At 68.9% G+C, this 16,820-nt stretch carries 17 protein-coding genes and 3 tRNA genes; 9 read left to right on the forward strand and 11 right to left on the reverse strand.

Annotated features, from left to right (window positions below):
* Positions 1 to 82 precede the first annotated feature (82 nt).
* Positions 83 to 1,615 (reverse strand): FGGY family carbohydrate kinase, encoded by a 1,533-nt coding sequence (locus tag OG413_RS19210; RefSeq protein WP_266807138.1) that lies wholly within the window; start codon positions 1,613 to 1,615, stop codon positions 83 to 85.
* Positions 1,616 to 1,688: 73 nt separating this feature from the next.
* Entirely contained in the window at positions 1,689 to 1,994 is a 306-nt protein-coding gene (locus OG413_RS19215; protein WP_266807140.1) for a YtxH domain-containing protein, read from the reverse strand.
* 181 nt (positions 1,995 to 2,175) lie between these two features.
* On the opposite strand from OG413_RS19215, the gene OG413_RS19220 reads away from it, so the two are divergent.
* The 3 genes from OG413_RS19220 (at position 2,176) to OG413_RS19230 (ending at position 2,623) form a co-directional block, all read left to right on the forward strand.
* Positions 2,176 to 2,248, forward strand: a tRNA-Asn gene (locus tag OG413_RS19220).
* A gap of 5 nt (positions 2,249 to 2,253) precedes the next feature.
* Positions 2,254 to 2,326, forward strand: a tRNA-Asn gene (locus OG413_RS19225).
* Between the two features lie 223 nt (positions 2,327 to 2,549).
* Positions 2,550 to 2,623 (forward strand) — tRNA-Ile (locus tag OG413_RS19230).
* A gap of 638 nt (positions 2,624 to 3,261) precedes the next feature.
* Here OG413_RS19230 and OG413_RS19235 read toward each other — a convergent pair.
* The 3 genes from OG413_RS19235 to OG413_RS19245 are packed head-to-tail and all read right to left on the reverse strand — an operon-like array spanning position 3,262 to position 3,908.
* A complete protein-coding gene (locus OG413_RS19235) occupies positions 3,262 to 3,405 on the reverse strand; it encodes a hypothetical protein (protein ID WP_266807141.1) in 144 nt (47 codons plus the stop codon).
* A 15-nt stretch (positions 3,406 to 3,420) separates the two neighbouring features.
* Positions 3,421 to 3,723, reverse strand: a complete 303-nt coding sequence (locus OG413_RS19240; protein ID WP_266807142.1) for an integrase core domain-containing protein — start codon at positions 3,721 to 3,723, stop codon at positions 3,421 to 3,423.
* The gene (locus OG413_RS19245; protein WP_266810241.1) at positions 3,699 to 3,908 is read right to left on the reverse strand and encodes an IS3 family transposase; all 210 of its coding nucleotides are present in this window, start codon (positions 3,906 to 3,908) and stop codon (positions 3,699 to 3,701) included. The genes OG413_RS19240 and OG413_RS19245 overlap by 25 nt, the downstream gene beginning before the upstream one ends.
* 288 nt (positions 3,909 to 4,196) lie before the next feature.
* Here OG413_RS19245 and OG413_RS19250 point away from each other — a divergent pair, with 288 nt between their 5' ends.
* The 5 genes from OG413_RS19250 (at position 4,197) to OG413_RS19270 (ending at position 7,692) form a co-directional block, all read left to right on the forward strand.
* Positions 4,197 to 4,319 carry a hypothetical protein gene (locus tag OG413_RS19250; RefSeq protein WP_266807143.1) on the forward strand — a complete coding sequence of 41 codons (123 nt, stop codon included), beginning with the start codon at positions 4,197 to 4,199 and terminating at the stop codon, positions 4,317 to 4,319.
* A gap of 109 nt (positions 4,320 to 4,428) precedes the next feature.
* A complete protein-coding gene (locus tag OG413_RS19255; protein ID WP_266807144.1) occupies positions 4,429 to 4,956 on the forward strand; it encodes a hypothetical protein in 528 nt (175 codons plus the stop codon).
* Positions 4,957 to 5,103: 147 nt separating this feature from the next.
* Positions 5,104 to 5,685: a hypothetical protein gene (locus tag OG413_RS19260; RefSeq protein WP_266807145.1), complete on the forward strand. Its 582-nt coding sequence runs from the start codon at positions 5,104 to 5,106 to the stop codon at positions 5,683 to 5,685.
* Positions 5,686 to 5,741: 56 nt separating this feature from the next.
* Positions 5,742 to 7,268 (forward strand): RHS repeat-associated core domain-containing protein, encoded by a 1,527-nt coding sequence (locus tag OG413_RS19265; protein ID WP_323137881.1) that lies wholly within the window; start codon positions 5,742 to 5,744, stop codon positions 7,266 to 7,268.
* 142 nt (positions 7,269 to 7,410) lie between these two features.
* A complete protein-coding gene (locus tag OG413_RS19270) occupies positions 7,411 to 7,692 on the forward strand; it encodes a hypothetical protein (RefSeq protein WP_266807146.1) in 282 nt (93 codons plus the stop codon).
* Positions 7,693 to 7,956: 264 nt separating this feature from the next.
* Here the strand turns inward: OG413_RS19270 and OG413_RS19275 are convergent, their stop codons facing one another.
* The 6 genes from OG413_RS19275 to OG413_RS19300 all read right to left on the reverse strand — a co-directional run bounded on the left by OG413_RS19275 (position 7,957) and on the right by OG413_RS19300 (position 15,320).
* Positions 7,957 to 8,994, reverse strand: coding sequence for an ABC transporter permease (locus OG413_RS19275; RefSeq protein WP_266807148.1), 1,038 nt, complete (start codon positions 8,992 to 8,994; stop codon positions 7,957 to 7,959).
* Positions 8,991 to 10,583: a sugar ABC transporter ATP-binding protein gene (locus OG413_RS19280; RefSeq protein WP_266807150.1), complete on the reverse strand. Its 1,593-nt coding sequence runs from the start codon at positions 10,581 to 10,583 to the stop codon at positions 8,991 to 8,993. Before OG413_RS19280 ends, OG413_RS19275 begins: the two co-directional genes overlap by 4 nt.
* 94 nt (positions 10,584 to 10,677) lie before the next feature.
* On the reverse strand, positions 10,678 to 11,718 hold the full coding sequence (locus OG413_RS19285; RefSeq protein ID WP_266807152.1) for a substrate-binding domain-containing protein: 1,041 nt from the start codon (positions 11,716 to 11,718) through the stop codon (positions 10,678 to 10,680).
* Between the two features lie 247 nt (positions 11,719 to 11,965).
* Positions 11,966 to 13,303 carry an ABC transporter substrate-binding protein gene (locus OG413_RS19290; protein WP_266807154.1) on the reverse strand — a complete coding sequence of 446 codons (1,338 nt, stop codon included), beginning with the start codon at positions 13,301 to 13,303 and terminating at the stop codon, positions 11,966 to 11,968.
* A gap of 88 nt (positions 13,304 to 13,391) precedes the next feature.
* Positions 13,392 to 14,390, reverse strand: coding sequence for a carbohydrate ABC transporter permease (locus OG413_RS19295; RefSeq protein ID WP_266807156.1), 999 nt, complete (start codon positions 14,388 to 14,390; stop codon positions 13,392 to 13,394).
* A gap of 3 nt (positions 14,391 to 14,393) precedes the next feature.
* Positions 14,394 to 15,320: a carbohydrate ABC transporter permease gene (locus OG413_RS19300; RefSeq protein ID WP_266807158.1), complete on the reverse strand. Its 927-nt coding sequence runs from the start codon at positions 15,318 to 15,320 to the stop codon at positions 14,394 to 14,396.
* A gap of 272 nt (positions 15,321 to 15,592) precedes the next feature.
* Between OG413_RS19300 and OG413_RS19305 the strand changes: the two genes are divergently transcribed.
* On the forward strand, positions 15,593 to 16,597 hold the full coding sequence (locus OG413_RS19305; protein WP_266810242.1) for a LacI family DNA-binding transcriptional regulator: 1,005 nt from the start codon (positions 15,593 to 15,595) through the stop codon (positions 16,595 to 16,597).
* The last annotated feature ends 223 nt before the right edge of the window (positions 16,598 to 16,820 follow it).

A 16,820-nucleotide genomic window follows, 5' to 3' on the forward strand; every position in this document is an offset into this window, starting at 1 on the left:
TTTTCCGGTACGCCGTACGCAGACCGCGAACACTTTTTCTCAAGGCCGGGTCAAAATCCTGCCGCGCCCGACGGGGGCCCGCTCAGGCCCCCGTACCGGCGTCGGCCCCGGACGCTCCGGCCCCGGACGCTCCGGCCCCGGACGCTCCAGCCCCGGACGCTCCGGTTCCGGAGGCCCCGGTCCCGAACGCCCCGGGATGAATCTGATCGCGCGTCGCCGCGTACTGCTGACGTACCGCCCGGCCCTCCGCCAGTTCCTCGCCCGGCTCCAGCACCTGCGCCGCCGCACCCTGCCAGGCCGGGGGAGTGCGCGGATCGAGGGTCCCCTGGGAGACCCCGAGCGCCCACGCCGCCTGCCGCGCCGCACCCAGTGCCGCGTACTCGGCGGGCTGCGGGACGACCACCTGGGTACCGAACACCGCGGGCGCCAGCGCCCGCACGGCGGGCAGCTCGGCGGCCGCCCCCAGCAGGAACACCCGCCGTACCTCCACACCGCGCCCGCGCAGCACGTCCAGCGCGTCGGCCAGCGAGCACAGCATCCCCTCGAACGCCGCCCGCGCCAGATGCTCCGGCTTCATCGCCTCGCGCCGCAGCCCGGACAGCGTCCCCGCGGTGTGCGGCAGCTGCGGGGTGCGCTCACCCTCCAGATACGGCAGCAGCACCAGCCCCGAGGCTCCCGGAGTCGACTTCAGCGCCAGCGCCGACAGCTCCTCCAGCCCGTCCACACCCAGCATCTCCGCGGTCCCGCGCAGCGCGCGTACCGCGTTCGAGGTGTGCACCACCGGCAGATGCATCCCGGTGGCATCGGCGAACGACGTGATCATCCCGGTCGGGTCGGCCAGCGCCTCGTGGTGCACCGCCATCACGGACCCGGAGGCCCCCAGCGACACCACCGCATCGCCCACCGCGACCCCGAGCCCGAACGCCGCGGCCATCGTCTCGCCGGTCCCCGCCGAGATCAGCAGCCCCTCCGGTGTGGTCCCGGCGGAGTCGGCGGGGCCGAGCACCTCGGGGAGCGCCGCCTGATGTCCCAGCGCCAGCTCGACCAGATCGGGCCGGTACGAACCGGTCCCCGCCGACCAGTAGCCGGTCCCGGACGCGGCGCCCCGGTCGGTGGTTCGCCGGGCCGGCCGGCCCAGCAGCTGCCACACCAGCCAGTCGTGCGGCTGCGCGACGGCGGCGACGCGCTGGGCGTTCTCCGGCTCGGCCCGCGCCAGCCAGCGCAGCTTCGCCACCGGTTGAGCGGCCTGCGGTACGGCCCCGACCGCCTCGGCCCAGGCCTGCCGCCCGCCGAGCCCGTCGATCAGATCGGCCGCGGCGACCTGCGCCCGCCGGTCGTTGCCGAGCAGCGCCGGACGGACGAGATTGCCCTGGTGGTCCAGGGGGACGAGCCCGTGCTGCTGCGCGGACACGCCGATGGCCTGCACCCCTTCGAGCAGACCGCCGGAGGCCGCCTCACCGAGTGAGAGCAGCCATGCCTGCGGATCGACCTCGGAGGCTTTCGCCTCGACCGGATGCGCGGCGTACCCCTGCCGCAGCACGGCGCCCGTGTCCGTGTCACAGACGACGATGTGAGTGAAGGCGGAAGAACTGTCCAAGCCGGCGACTATGCCCATACGCAGATTCTGCCGCACCCCGGGACCTTTCCCGCAACCGGCGCCGACCGGCACCGGTCCAGGCCCCGGATCTTCAGGTGTTGGTGGTGCCCCAGTCGTCCTCCGCGCCGTTCAGGCCGCTGCGCTCCCGCAGTGACCTGACCCGCTCGGCCACCGACGCGGGCACCCTGTCCCCGACCTTCTCGCTCACCGAGTGGTACGCCTTGCCCGCGAAGTCCCGGCCGCTGCTCGCCGCGGACTCGGCGGCGTTCCGCACCGCGGGGTTCTCGGCGAACTGACGTGCGGACTTCTTCAACTGCTCATAACGCTCGCGCCCGGCTCGCGTGCCGAGCACGTAACCGAGGGCCAGTCCGGCGATGAACGTGAGCCGGTACCGCATGGCTGCCACCCTTCCTTCGCTCCGTGCGACGTGTGCAGGCCGCCTACCCGCGCGCACCCGAGATCACCCGGGGCGATACCGATTGGCGGAGCACCCCCCTGCTTGCGCTAATGTATGTGTCGCAGCGAACGCGCGCCGCCCGGCAGCCGCCAGGTAGGTACGATTCGAGGCAACGCAGCAATCCCCTGTAGCTCAATTGGCAGAGCAGCCGGCTGTTAACCGGCAGGTTACTGGTTCGAGTCCAGTCGGGGGAGCGCGATCCCCTGTAGCTCAATTGGCAGAGCATTCGGCTGTTAACCGGAGGGTTACTGGTTCGAGTCCAGTCGGGGGAGCGGAACGGAAGAGGACCCCTCGGGGTCCTTTTTCGTGTGCCCGCACCCGGCGCTCGCGGGACCCGGAAGTGACACTTTCGGGTCTGCTTCGCCTCACCTGGAACCGGGCAGCACGCAGCGCGGTCCTCATGATCAGGCGAAGTCGACCATCCGAAGCGAGAGATCGTATGACCGGCTATGCTGCGGCAGACGGTGCGCACACATGTACGCGCCACGCCGAAACGGGGCGGTAGCTCAGCCGGTTAGAGCAGCGGACTCATAATCCGTCGGCCGTGGGTTCGAGTCCCACCCGCCCCACCGAGCGTCCCCAGGCAGAATCGTTCTGACCTGGGGAAACGCGTTCTCTGGGGGCGCTTTCCGTGCAGCGGACGCTGCACGGGGGTGCGGCGAACGCTGGTCCCCGCACATCGAAGACGAGCCCTGACCTGGGCTGTTTGGTGGAGCCGTGTCTGTGGGAGGGTTATGAGTGCTCCCGCGGCTGCTCAGGCGGGCGGCCCTGTCTGAGTAGCATCGATGCCGCCCACGGACCTCGCCGATGGCCTCGGTAACGGTGGAAGGGTCTAAACCGTACGGTTCGGCGAGTACGCCGTGCGCAGATGGATTAGGCGGGATGGGCACACGATCGGTGAGCACCAGCGCGTGCTTGCGTCCGACCCCGGCCTGCCGACGGCGTTCCTCTGCCCTCCGCTCACACAGGGGCGATTCCCGTACATGACTGTCCGCATGCTCTGCTGTCCCGTCGGTCGTCCCGTGGATCAACCTACTTAAGCCGGCGGCAACCAACGGCGACCAACTCGTAAGGTCGTACAGATCGAGGGGCACGGGCGGGGCCTATCAGTTCGGCGAGCCGATCCTCCTGTATTTCGGCGGCGTACGGCGGGGCCGTCAGCACGGTGACGTCGACTTCGCCGGAGGGACCAAGGGTGTGGGGGCTGTCAGATTTCTACGCCGTAGTACTGGGCGAGGTAGTCGATGATGTCGGCAGCGCGCGGGGCAAGTTCCGGCAGGTGGGCGGTGAGCGCGGCGCAGGTGGCGGCGGCGAGTGAGGTGTCCCCCGGAGTGTGGACACAGGGGTTCATGCTGCGAGTGTGAACTCAGCTGTCTTGCGGTGCTTCTGTTCGAACTCCATCGGGGGAGAGGCGGACGAGTGCGCTGTGGCGTCGGCGGGCGTTGTAGTAGGTGAGCCACCGGAAGATCCCCAGCCTCGCATGTCGCATCGTCACGAACAGTTTCCCGTACATCGTTTCTCGGTTCCGGCCCTGCCGGAAGCTCTCGGCCAGGGCGTTGTCGAAGCTCGAGCCGACCCGGCCCATGCTCCTGCGGATGCCGCACCACTTCTCGTCCAGAGCGCCGGCGGTGAAGTCCCGCTGGATCAGGTCCGCCACCGGCGGCGCCATACGTCCAGGATCGTGGTGCGCTTCTCCTTCCGTAGGTGGCGGCCGATGATGCCGTGCTTGCGCATCAGCCTGGCCACCCGCTTGCGGTTGACCGTGTGGCCGAAGCCGCGCAGTTCGGCGCGGACTCGCAGCGCGCCGTAGCTCCCGAGGTGTTCGGCATGGATTTCGCGGATCTCCTCGACCAGGGCGTCCTCGGCGTCGGACGGCCGGCGCGTGGGCGTCGGCGATCCACCGGTAGTAGCCCGATCGGGAGGCTTCCAGCACCCGACATATCCGCTTGATGTCGAACATCTCGGCGTGGGCGGAGACGAAGTCCCGAGCGGCGATCCTCACTTCATCTCCCGGGCGAAATAGGTGTCTGCCCGTCGCGGGATCTCCCCCTCGGGGGTGGCGTTCAGATCGGCCGCGACGTCCCGACCCCACTGCACGAGGGGGCGGAGGCCGGGAGGCGGGTCCTGCCGTACGAGCGCCTGGTGATCAGCCAGATGCTGGAGCCGTTCAGCGAAGGCGGGCGCCGGTACTGGCCCGGCGGGTGTGTCGCCGACCTCTACGGGCTCGACCGGATCACGGACGGGGTCGCAGAACGCAACTCCTAGAAAATGTCCAATGATCACACGATCATCACAAAAAACTCGAAGATCTTGTTCAAGCGGAACCCCTTCTCGTAGAACTCTCATGTTCTGGTGGTCTGCGGGGGAGTTCTCTGTGCGTGCGTTGCGTCCGGTCGTTTTCGCTGTTGCTCTGGTGCTGACGGGGCTGGTGGGCACGGAGCACTCCGCGGTCGCGTTCGACCACACGGATGCTGTGCGCGTCCCCACGGGGGAGGCCCCTGACCAGGAATGGGGCTCAGCCGACGGGCGCAGCCACCGGGCCCCCACCGACGCCACGGACGCCGGCGGGCGCGGCGAGCCCGTGGCCGCACCGGGTGAACTTCCTCTCGACGGAGGTCCGGTCGAGCGGCGGCCGGAAGAACGCGAAGTGGTGCTGCCCGACCCGGGGCCGGTGGTGGAGGTGGACCCGCCCGACCCGGTGGCCCCCGCCGGATTCGATGCCGAACGCAGTGTCGAGGTGGAGAGCGCGCGCAAGGAGCGCGAGGCCACCTTCCTCGACGACGACGGGACCTACACCACCGCTTCTACAACGAGCCGGTCAACTTCCGTACCAGGAAAGGAACATGGCAGAAGACCGACTCCTCCCTCGTGCCCGCCGAGGACGCCGGTCCACGCACCATGAGCGGGAGAGGCGAGGGCCCGGGCTGGCAGACCAGGTCCACGGAGGCGCCGCTGACGTTCGCCCCGGACGCGGCGGCCGGGCCATGTACGGCGTGACGAGTGGTCGTTTTCAGAACCTCGGCCGAGCGGTTCCGGAAGGGTATGTGAAATGACAGAGGGAATTGCGGAACTGTCGAGCCTGATGGCCCCCTTCGAGGGAGGGGCCGGAGATGTGGTGGACTGGGCGACGGTTGAATCCGCCTACGGGACGGAATTCCCCTCGGACTACAAGGAGTTCGTGCGTCTCTTCGGCTGCGGAACCATCGAAGGGCGCATCGCCACCTTGATCCCGGTCGTGACCTCCGACCCGATGGTCAGACGGGTCGCTCCGCTGTCCGACCCGCTGAAGTCCGACCCGGACCACCAGCGGTGGACCGAGCCCCGCGCAGAGGCTCACGGGCTCGATCGGATCCTGGTGTGGGGGGAGACGGACAGCTCCGACGTGCTCGGCTGGATCACCTCCGGGCCCGATCCCGACGCCTGGCCCCTCGCCGTGTGGGCGCGAGGTGACGCGGCCTGGACCGCGTACAACTGCGGAATGGTCGGATTCCTCGTCAGGTTGCTGCGGGGGGACTTCGTCCGATGCCCGATCAGCGACACGTCTCTCGTGGGTGTCCCGCACGCGCGCTTCCTGCACGACAGGGAGGAAGAGCGCCTCGCTGAGGAGGGGGCGTACCCCTGGGACGACTGAGAGCCGCATCAGGCATCCCTGCGGACCGCCACCACCTGCTCGGCCGGTCGGGAGGGATGCCCTCGACCCAGTACGATGCGCTGGACCGGCCCGCCAAGGTCACCGACAGCGTGCCGTCGACCACCACCTACACCTACGACACAGCCGTCGACCCCCGGGGCCTTGCCACGTCGGTCGCGGACTCGGTCGCGGGCACGCTCACCGCGCGCTACGACGCCGACGGCACCATGGTCAGCCAGGGTCTGCCGGGCGGCTTCACCATGAGGCAGGAGCAGGATCCGGCGGGAATTCCCGTCACCCGCACCTACACGCGTGACAGCGACGGCACCGTACTGGTGTCCGACAGCGTCACATCCACGGTCCAGGGACAGGTCGCCGGTCACGCCGGTACCCCCGGTGTCACGGCTTCCCAGTCCTACGCCTACGACAAGGCCGGTCGGCTGACCCGGGTGCAGGACACGAGCACCGACGCCGTCTGCGCGACCCGCTCCTACACCTTCGACAAGAACTCCAACCGCAAGACGCTGGCCTCCGCCACCGCGGCGGTCAACGCCGACTGCACCACCACCGGCGGTACCACCACCTCCTACAGCTACGGCAGCGCCGACCGCCAGGTGAACTCCGGTCACACCTACGACGCCTTCGGCCGCACCACCGCCCTGCCCGGGTCCTCACTCGCGTACTTCGCGAACGACCTCGCCCAGCAGCAGACCGCCGGAAACCAGCGCCAGACCTGGTCACTGGACTCCAACATGCGGTTCCGGTCCTGGACGAAGGAGACCAACAACGCGGGCACGTGGAGCCAGACCGAGGCGAAGACCAACCACTACGACTCCGACTCCGACAGCCCGCGGTGGATCGTCGAGAACAACGCCGGTGGAGCCCTCACCCGCAACGTGAGCGGCCTCGACGGCAATCCCGCCGCCACCACCGCCAAGTCCGGCGGCACGGTCCTGCTGTTGGCCAACCCGCACGGCGATATCACCCTCGCCCTGCCGGCCGACACCTCCCAGGCTCCGACCGTGCTGGACGCGGACGAGTACGGAAACCCGCGTGCCGGACAGGCGCCATCGCGTTACGGATGGCTCGGCGAGGAGCAGCGTTCCAGCGAGACCCTCACCGGCCTCACTCTCATGGACGCCCGCCTGTACGACCCGGCCACCGGCCGTTTCCTTCAGACGGACCCGGTGACGGGCGGCAGCTGCAACGCCTACGACTACGTGTGCGGCGACCTTGTCAACATGGTCGACCTCGATGGGCGGATGGCCGCACTGGCCCTCGTGGGCGCCGCCGGACTCGGAGTGAGCGCCGGAACGGCGCTCGCCATCATCGGACTCATCTGGTGGTACGGGAAGGCCTGGGCCATTCGCAAGGTCAAAACCCCGTGGCGGGAGGCCAGGAAATCCGGCAAGGCCAAGGGCAACGACGTCCCTGACTTCGCGAAGGGCCAGCGCAGGCACTCCGGTGAGTCGCTGGACCGCGCGACGGACCGGGTGATGAAGCACGGCGGATACCGCCCGCCGTACAAGAAGGGGCCGGGATCGATCTACCACAAGGTGCGGAAGTACCTGTCCCGGAACTGACGACGCTCGACCGCCGCCGGCTCTGAGTTCCGCAGACCCAACCGGCCGACCAGGGGCCCGGGCCCTCTCCGTATCGTTCGTCACGTGTGAGGGGGACCGGGTCCCCCTCACACGTGACAACAGAACGAAAGGCGTCAAAAGGATGACTGGAATCACCACGGTCTACCTGCTGTGGCATGTGCACCACCTCGCCGAAGAGAACGGCGCGACAAGCCACTTCACCGAACCTGACGACTTCTGGTCCGATGAGGAGGCCGGTGACGACGTCAAACACCTCGGCACCTATTCGAGCCGCGAAGCCGCGCGCGGGCGTATCGAACGAGCCCGCCGGCTCCCCGGGTTCGCCGACGAACCCAACTGCTTCTACATCCAGGAGTCCGTCCTCGACGAGGACGAGTGGACCGAGGGCTACGTGGAGGCGTAGCGCGGGCACCGGCTTCGGGCGGCGGCCGCCGCGCTGACCGATGTGCAGGGGCGGGACAGCGGTGCAAAGCGTCCCAAGCACGCGCCGCGCGGCGTCCACCTGATGGACAATCAGTGAGACACCGGAACCTGTGATGGCGGCGGCGAACAGGGCCACGCCTGGACCTGGGACGGCCGGTACGAATCCGGCATCGGGTCCCCGGGGCGCACCGGTGGTGCCGCCATCGAGAGAATCTTGCGGTCGGTTCCGCGTACGCGGAACCGGTCAGTGGGGCAGCCCGACGGCCCGTGCGCCGTTGCGGCGCTGCTGGATGACGACCGCCACTACGAGCAGGGCGCCCTGGGCGACGTTCTGCCAGAACGTGTTGATGCCCTCGACGGTGAGGCCGTTCTCCAGGGCGCCGAGCAGGGCGACTGCCAGCAGGGTGCCGCCGATGCCGCCCTTGCCGCCCTTCAGGGCGCAGCCGCCGAGTGCGGCGGCGGTGATGGCCTTGAGTTCCAGGCCCTCGCTGCCGGAGGTGGGCTGACCGGAGCCGGTGCGGGCGGTGAGCAGGATGCCGGCGACGGCGGCGACCACGCCGATGAGGGCGTAGACGGCGACGAGGTACTTGTTGATGTTGATGCCCGCGAGGCGGGCCGCGGTGTCGTTGCCGCCGATGGCGTAGATGTTGCGTCCGATGTCCGTGTACGTGAGGAGCACGTGCACGGCGAGGGCGACGACGATCAGGATCCAGACCATGACCGGCAGGCCGGTGATCTTGCCGCGGCCCAGGAAGACGAACACCTCGTTGTTGAGGACGTAGCCCTGGGCCCGGCCGTCGGACAGCAGTTGGGCGAGGCCCTTGTAGGCGGCGAGACCCGCCAGGGTGGCGATGGTGGGGTTGACCCGGCCGTAGACGATGACCAGACCGTTGAGCAGTCCGACCAGGACGCCGACGCCCACCGCGGCGGCCATGCCGATGTACGCGTTGGACCCGGAACCGGTGAAGGCCATCGCGCTCACCACAGAGGCGACACCGACCTGCGAACCCACGGATATGTCCAGTCCGCCGCAGATGATGACCACGGTCTGGACGATCGCGAGCAGCCCGGTGATGGTCGCCGCCTCGGCGATGACCTGCATGTTGGACAGGCTCAGGTAGTTCTCGTTCAGGGCGCCGAACAGGGCCAGTACGGCTACGAGGGCGCCGATGAGGCTGATGTTCTGGCCGCCGAGGCCGGCGACGAGCCTCGGCCCGGCGGACCTGCGGCCGTCACCCGCCGGTTCCTGTACGGCGGGGGAAGGAGTGCTGGTGAAGGTCATGACGTGGCTCCCGGGGCGGCGCCGACGATGTCGTCGGCCATGGCGAGGGTGAGAATGGACTCTTCGTCGGCGTCGTCGTGGCTGAGTTCGCCGGTGATCCGGCCGCCCTGCATGACGACGACACGGTCCGCGAGGCCGAGCAGTTCGGGGAGTTCGGAGGAGATCACCAGCAGGGCGACGCCGTCCTCGGCCAGTTCGGCGATGATCCGGTAGATCTCCGACTTGGCACCGACATCGATACCGCGCGTCGGTTCGTCCAGGATCAGCAGCTTCGGTTTACGGGCCAGCCACCGTGCCAGTACGACCTTTTGCTGGTTGCCGCCCGACAGCGTGCCCACTTCGTGGCTGATCGACGGCGTGCGCACCCGGAGCCGGTCGGTGTACCGCTGGGCCAGCTCACGCTCGGCGGACCGCCGAATGAAACGGAAGCGACGCAAACGGTTCAGCACCACGAGGGAGATGTTGTCCCTGACGGACCGTCGCAGAAAAAGCGCCTGGGCCTTGCGTTCCTCGGGCGCGAGTCCGAGCCCGGCCCGGATCACGTCGCCGGGACGTCCACTGCGCAGAAGCGCCCCGTCGAGCGTGACGCTGCCGCTGCGAACCGGACGGTCACCGGCGAGGGCGAGGGCGAGTTCGGAGCGCCCGGCCCCGATGAGCCCGGCGAGACCGACGATTTCGCCGGCGTGGACCTGCAGCGAGATGTCCCGCACGTCGTCGGTGGTGACGTTCCTGATGTCCAGCACCAGCCGGTCGGTGGCCACGCGGTCGCGGACGAACATGCTGGACAGGTCCCGGCCGACCATGAGACGGACGAGTTCGCCCTCGCTCGTCGCGTGCGCCGCCTGGACCCCGACCAGGGCGCCGTCACGCAACACCGCGATCCGGTCCGCCAGTTGAAAGATCTCCCGCATGCGGTGGGAGACGTAGACGATGGCGATGCCCGCGTCGCGAAGGCGCCGGATGAGGGCGAAGAGAGCTTCCGCCTCGTGCTCGGCGAGGGACGAGGTCGGCTCGTCGAACGCGATCACCTTTGCCCGTACCTCACCGGTCAGGGCCCGCATGATCTCCACCAGTTGGCGCTGCGCGGGTGTGAGCTGGGAGCCGAGGAGGCGGGGGTCGAGGACGTCGGCGAAGCCGAGCCGCTCCAGGTCCGCCTCGATCCGGCGGTCCAGTTCCGCCCGGTCCAGTACCCGGCCGCGCTTGCGCGGGAGTGCTCCCGCGTAGACGTTCTCGGCGACGGAGACATGCGGAATGACCTCCGGTTCCTGCGGGATGATCCGGATGCCCGCCGAGCGCGCGGCCCCGGGTGAACCGAACTCGGCGCGTTCGCCGTCGATGGAGATGTGTCCCTCGCTCGGCGGATGGTCACCGGTGAGGATCTTCAGCAGGGTGGACTTTCCGGCACCGTTCTCACCCATCAGGGCGGTTACCCGGCCCGCGGGGAAGTCGAGGGTGACTCCACCGAGAGCCCGTACCGCGCCGAATCGCTTGGTGATTCCGTGTACGCCGACGGAGCCGGTCGTGGCCGCGGGTTCATGGTGCTCGCCCGAGGGGCCTGGCTCGGCGGTGGGGCTGGGCACGTGGGTCATGGGTCGCTTCACCTCGAAGGCGTGGGGTAGGGGTGGCCGACGGCTCGCGAGGCCGGTGGGTGCCGGCTGTGCGGCACCCACCGGCCGGAGCGCGTCAGCCGCAGGTGACGCCGGACGACTTCCAGGTGGCGCGGTCGACCATGGTGGTCGGGGCGAAGCCCTCGGCGGGGAAGTCCTTGCCCTTCTTGAGCTTGTCGTACATGGTCTGCACGGCCAGCGCGCCGACGTCCTTGCCGTTGATGAACAGGGCGGCCCGCATGCCGGTGGGCTCGTCCGTGCTCCACTCCTTGCACGCCAGGTAGGCGCCGAGTCCGACCCCGATGACGTTCCGCGGCTTCACTCCGGCGTTCTCCAGCGCGGTCACGCCGCCCATGACGTTCTCGTCGTTGCAGCCCCACACCACCCAGTTCTTCACCTTCGGGTGGGCGGTGATCGTCGCGGCCACCTTGTCCTGGGCGCCCGTCGGTGTGTTGTCGGTGGGCACGTCGATCAGCTCGACGCCGGGGGCTTCGGCGTCGAAGGACTTCTTGGCGGCCTCGACCCGGTCGCCGCAGACGGTGACGTCCTGCTTCCAGGCGGAGATGATCCGGGTGTCCGCCGCCTTCCAGCCCGCCGTCAGGAACTCCTCGGCCGCGCGCTTGCCGACCTCCGTGCCCATCTGCTCCCCGCTGAAGCCGATCCGGGGCACGAGGTCGCCCTTGGCACAGTCGTCCACGTCGGGGCCGGTGGTGCAGATCTGGTCGTCGGACGTGAGCAGTGCGACCTTGCCGTCCTTGGCGGTCCGGACGACCTGGGGGCCCACGGCGGGGTCGGGGACGACGATGATGATGCCGTTGGTCTTCTGGGCGATGGCGGACTGTACTTCGCCGACCGTCTTGTTGGCGTCGTTGCCGAGGTTGACCACCTTGAGATCGATGCCGAGCTCGTCGGCCTTGGCCTTGGCACCGGCGGCCTCGCCCACGAAGTACTCCTGATCCCCCTGCTTCTGCAGGTAGGTGAGGGAGATCCTGCCGTCCACCTCGGTGACCGGGTCGTCTCCGGCGGCCTCCTGGCCCGAGGAACACGCGGTGCTCAGGCCGAGCGTGAGCAGCAGACCGGTGGCGGCGGCTATGCGACGGCGGGACGTGCGGGACATCTGGATCTCCTTTGTACGGAGGGCGACCGCCGATGGGGGAGCGCCCGGTCAGCGTGTGGGGACATCAAGCGCGTTACGTATCAGAGCAGGCGAAATCTAGTGAGGTCGGGAATATTGCGCATAGCGAAGGGAAGTCCGCATATTTCGTCGCTCGGACGGCATGGTGGTGCCGTCACCGTTCACGTGGCCGCTTCCGCCACCCGCGGCGGCGGAAGCGTGCACTGCGTGCGGGTCCGAGGGCCGGTGGCTACTTGTTGACGCTGAAGCCCTGGTCGGTGCCGTACTTGACGCTCGACTTCTGCCAGGCGTCCAGGCCCTGGGACAGGGTGGTCGAGGAGACGTACGCCTTGCCGACGGTGTCGTTGAAGACGGAGTTCGCGTACACCTGGTAGGGCAGGTACGACCAGTCCGTGCCGACGTCGCGGGCCGAGTCGGCGAAGATCTTGTTGGCCCGCTGACCGCCGAAGTACGGGAACTGGGCCTCCAGGAACGCCTTCGACTCCAGGTCGGCGCGGGTCGCGGGGAATGCGCCCTCGGCGATCCGGGACGTGGCGCCGTCGCCTGTGGTCGCGTACTCCGTGAAGGCATAGGCCAGTTCCTTGTTCTTGGCCGCCTTCGGTACGGCGAGGGAGCTGCCGCCGTTCTCGGCGCTCGCCGTCTCGCCCTTGGCCCACTGCGGCAGCGGGGCCGCCCGCCAGTCACCGGACGCGGAGGCCACACCCGAGGTGAAGTTGGCGGGCATCCACGCGCCGATGGCCAGGGTGGCGATGGAGCCGTCGGCGAGGCCCTTGTACCACTCGTCGCTCCAGGAGCTGACCGGCGAGAGGAGGTCCTCGTCGAGCAGCTTCTGCCAGGTGTCGGTGTAGGTCTTGGTGCCGGCGTCCGAGAAGTCGATCGTGACGTCGGTGTTCTCGGTCCTGTAGGGGCGGCCTCCGGCCTGCCAGATGAGGCTGGTGGTCGCTCCCGCGTCGCCGGTGTCGTTGGCGATGAAGATCTTGGGGTCGGCCTTGTGCAGGGTGCGCGCCGCCTCGACGTACTCGTCCCACGTGGTGGGGACAGCGATGCCGTGCTTGTCGAAGACCTTCTTGTTGTAGAACAGCGCCATGGGGCCGGAGTCCATGGGGAGGGCGTAGACGGCCTTGTCGTACTTCACCGCGCTCCAGGGGCCGGTGGTGAAGCTCTTGTCGTGGTCGGCGGCGCCGTAGGGGGCCAGGTCCTCGATGGACTTGCCGATGGCGAACTGGCCGACGGCGTAGTACTCGATCTGGGCCACGTCGGGGGCCCCGGAGCCTGCGGCGATGGCGTTCTGCAGAGCGGTGTACTGCTTGTCACCGGTGCCCGCGTTGACGATCTCGATGTCGACCTGGGGGTACTTCTTCTCGAAGTCGGCGGCCACCTTCTTCAGAGTGGGTTCCCAGGCCCACACCGTCACTTTGCCGCCCTTCTCCAGCGCGGACTTGACGTCCTTCTTCCCTCCGCCGCCGTCGGCGGCCGGGTCGGAAGAGCCACAGGCGGTCGCGCCGACCGTGATGGCACAGGCCATGGCGGCGGCGGCGAGAAGCCGCAGGGTGCTGTTCGTCCTCATGCGTGGTGCTCCTGGTTCGGTGTTCGAGGAAGAGGAGGGCAGGAGTGGGGGTGGGGGGAGACGGGAGGCGTGGGGAGGCGTGGGGCGGTCATTCCTTGACGCTGCCCGCGGCCAGGCCGGACTGCCAGTACCGCTGGAGCAGGAGGAAGATCACCACGATCGGCACGATCGTGAGCAGGGAGCCGGTGATGATGAGGTCGAAGACCGCGTCGCCGCCGGCGGTCTGGGCCTGGGAGTTCCACGCGTTCAGCCCGAGGGTGAGCGGATACCAGTCCGGGTCCTTGATCATGATCAGGGGCAGGAAGTAGTTGTTCCAGGTCGCGACCATGGAGAAGATCAGTACGGTGACGATTCCCGGCATGAGGAGCGGCAGCGCGATACGGAAGAAGGTGCGCAGTTCGCCGGAGCCGTCGATGCGGGCCGCTTCGAGGAGTTCGGCGGGTACCGCCTCGGAGGCGAACACCCACATCAGATAGAGCCCGAACGGCGAGATGAGGGACGGGATGATGACGGCCCACGGGGTGTTGGTCAGCCCCAGGTTGCTGAACATCAGGAACGTCGGCACCGCGAGGGCCGTACCGGGCACGGCCGCGGCTCCGATGACGACCGCGAACACGGCGCGGCGGCCGGGGAAGCTGAACTTGGCGAGCGCGTATCCGCCCAGGACGGCGAGGAGTGTGGCGCCGCCCGCGCCCGCGGCGACGTACAACAGGGTGTTGAGCAGCCAGCGGACGAAGACGCCGTCGTCGTAGGTCAGGGTGCGGGAGATGTTGTCCCAGAGGTTGAAGTCCTCGCCGAACCACAGGCCGAAGGAGTCGAGCAGGCCCTTCTCGTCCTTGGTCGCGTTGATGACGAGCCAGATGAGAGGAAGCAGCGCGTAGACGAGGGCCAGCCCGGTCAGAAGCGTCAGCGGGATGCTGCGACGGGGGCTGAGCGGAGTGTGGGGGCGGCGGGGCGTTCGCAGGCCGGGCGCGCGGGTGGTGCGGGGCGCGCGGGTGGTGCGGGTGGTGCGGGACGCGTGCGCGGAGGGTGTTCGGTGCGCGGGGTCAGCGGCGTTCGAGGGGACATCGGCGAGGTTCGTGGTCATGGCTCAGGCCTTCCGCATGCCGCGCAGTTGGACGGTGTAGGCGATGATCGCGGTGATGACGCCCATCACGATCGCCACGGTCGCCGCGTAGTTGTGCTGCTGGCCCGCGAAGGACAGCGAGTAGGTGTACAGGTTGGGGGTGAAGTCGCTCGTGATCGCGTTCGGGGCGAGCTTCTGCAGGATGCTCGGCTCGTTGAAGAGCTGGAAGCTGCCGATGACCGAGAAGATCGTCGCGATGACCAGGGCGCCCCGGATGGCGGGCAGTTTGACCGCGGTGATGATCCGCCACTCCCCGGCGCCGTCGATCGAGGCCGCTTCGTAGAGCGAGCGGGGTACGACCTTCAGCGCCGAGTAGAAGATCAGCATGTTGTACCCGACGAACTCCCAGGTGACGATGTTGCCGATGGAGGCGAGCACGAGGGACGGGGAGAGCGGGTCGGGAAGGGTGACGCCCAAGGCGTCGTTGATATTGCCGACCAGACCGAACCGGGTTCCGTAGATGAAGCCCCACATCAGGCTGGCGACCACGGCGGGGACGGCGTACGGCAGGAAGATCGCGACGCGGAAGAAGGCCCTGCCGTAGAGCCGGCCGCTGTCGATGGCGAGTGCCACGAGGAGGGCGATGCCCAGCATGACCGGCACCTGGACGGCCAGGAAGAGCCCGACCCTGGCCAGGCCCTCCCAGAATTGCGGATCGGTCAGCGCCTGGCGGTAGTTGGCCAGTCCGACGAAGGAGTTCCCGCCGATGAGCCGGTCGTGGAAGAGGCTGAGGTAGAGCGCGTACCCGATCGGAGCGAGGAAGACGAGCCCGAAGACCGCGACGAACGGACCGGCGAATCCCCACCCCATGAGCGCTTCCCTGCGGAGGCGGAGGGAGGCTCGTGGGCGGGGTGGTGCAACTGCCTTCGCCGGCGTCTGCAGGAGCGTCATGATGGGGGTTCCTTGGGTCGGTGACCGGCCGGTCTGTGTGACGAGGAGAGGGCGCCCGAAGGCCGGAGGCGGCTGTGTCGGGGCGGGGCCGACAAGAAATGTTTACGTAATCATCGGTAGCGTGATGGTGACACTCTCGCTGGGGGTCGTCAAGCACGGAGTGGCAGTCAATGGAAGGGAATTCGGTGACGGAGAAGGACACCGCAGGTCGCGCGCGGACACTCGGCGGCAAGGGTCGGCAAGCCGCCGCAGGCAGGCGGGCCCGCGTATCGATGGCCGACGTCGCGAGCGCCGCGGGCGTCTCGTCGCAGACGGTCTCCCGGGTGTCCAACGGGGACCCGGCCGTCATCGAGAAGACCCGGCAGAAGGTGCTGGATGCCATGCGGGAACTGGGCTACCGGCCCAACAGCGCTGCCCGCGCGCTCAAGCGCGGCGACTTCCGGACCATCGGCGTCATCACCATGAGCCTCTCCAGTACGGGCAATGTGCGGACCCTGGAGGCCATCGCGAAGTACGCGTCGGGCGCGGGGTACGCGGTCACGCTGATCCCGCTCGACGCCCCGACGCAGGACAACGTCAAGGGGGCCTTCACGCGGCTCGACGAGCTCGCGGTCGACGCGGTCGTCCTGATCATGGAAGTTCACCTGCTGGACGCGGCATCGCTGACACTGCCGCCCCACGTGAAGGTCGTCGTCGTGGACTCGGACGCCGGTGACCGGTTCCATGTGGTGGATACGGATCAGCACCAGGGTGCCCGTACGGCCGTGCGGCACCTCCTGGAACTCGGCCACCGCACGGTATGGCACGTGGCGGGCCCCGAGGAGTCGTTCGCCGCGGGCCGCCGCGCGGACGCGTGGGAGGCGGCGCTGCGCGAGGAGGGGCGCGAGGTGCCGGCCTTGTTGCGGGGCGACTGGGCCCCCGAATCCGGTTATCGGGCGGGTCTTCGGCTGGCGGACGAGCCCGGTTGCACCGCGGTCTTCGTGGCGAACGATCAGATGGCTCTCGGCGTGCTGCGGGCCCTCCACGAGCGCGGACGCCGGGTGCCCGAGGAGGTGAGCGTCGTCGGCTTCGACGACATCGCCGAGAGCGCCGCGTTCATCCCGCCGCTGACCACGGTGCATCAGGACTTCGCCAGGGTGGGGGAGCTGTGCGTCGACGCCATCCTGAGGGAGCTGCGCGGCGAGAGCGTCGAGGGCGGCGCGCAGCTCGTGCCGACCCGGCTCGTCGTCCGCGCGAGCACCGGGCCGTGCCCGTCGGAAGCGGCCCGGACGCGTTGAGGGACCGGACGTGTCGAGCGATCGCACGCGTTGAGGAACCGCACGCGTTGAGGAACCGGACGTGTTGAGCGATCGAACGCGTCGAGGAACCGCACGCGTCGAGGGACGGGGGAGTCGCGGGCCGGAGGTGGCCGAGGCCGTGTCCGCGAAGCTCCGCCGTACGCCCGAAGGGCGCGGCGGGCCGGGCGGAACGTTGCGGACACGGACACGGACACGGACACGG

Source organism: Streptomyces sp. NBC_01433, assembly GCF_026340105.1.
In the GTDB taxonomy this organism is placed as follows: Bacteria; Actinomycetota; Actinomycetes; order Streptomycetales; family Streptomycetaceae; genus Streptomyces.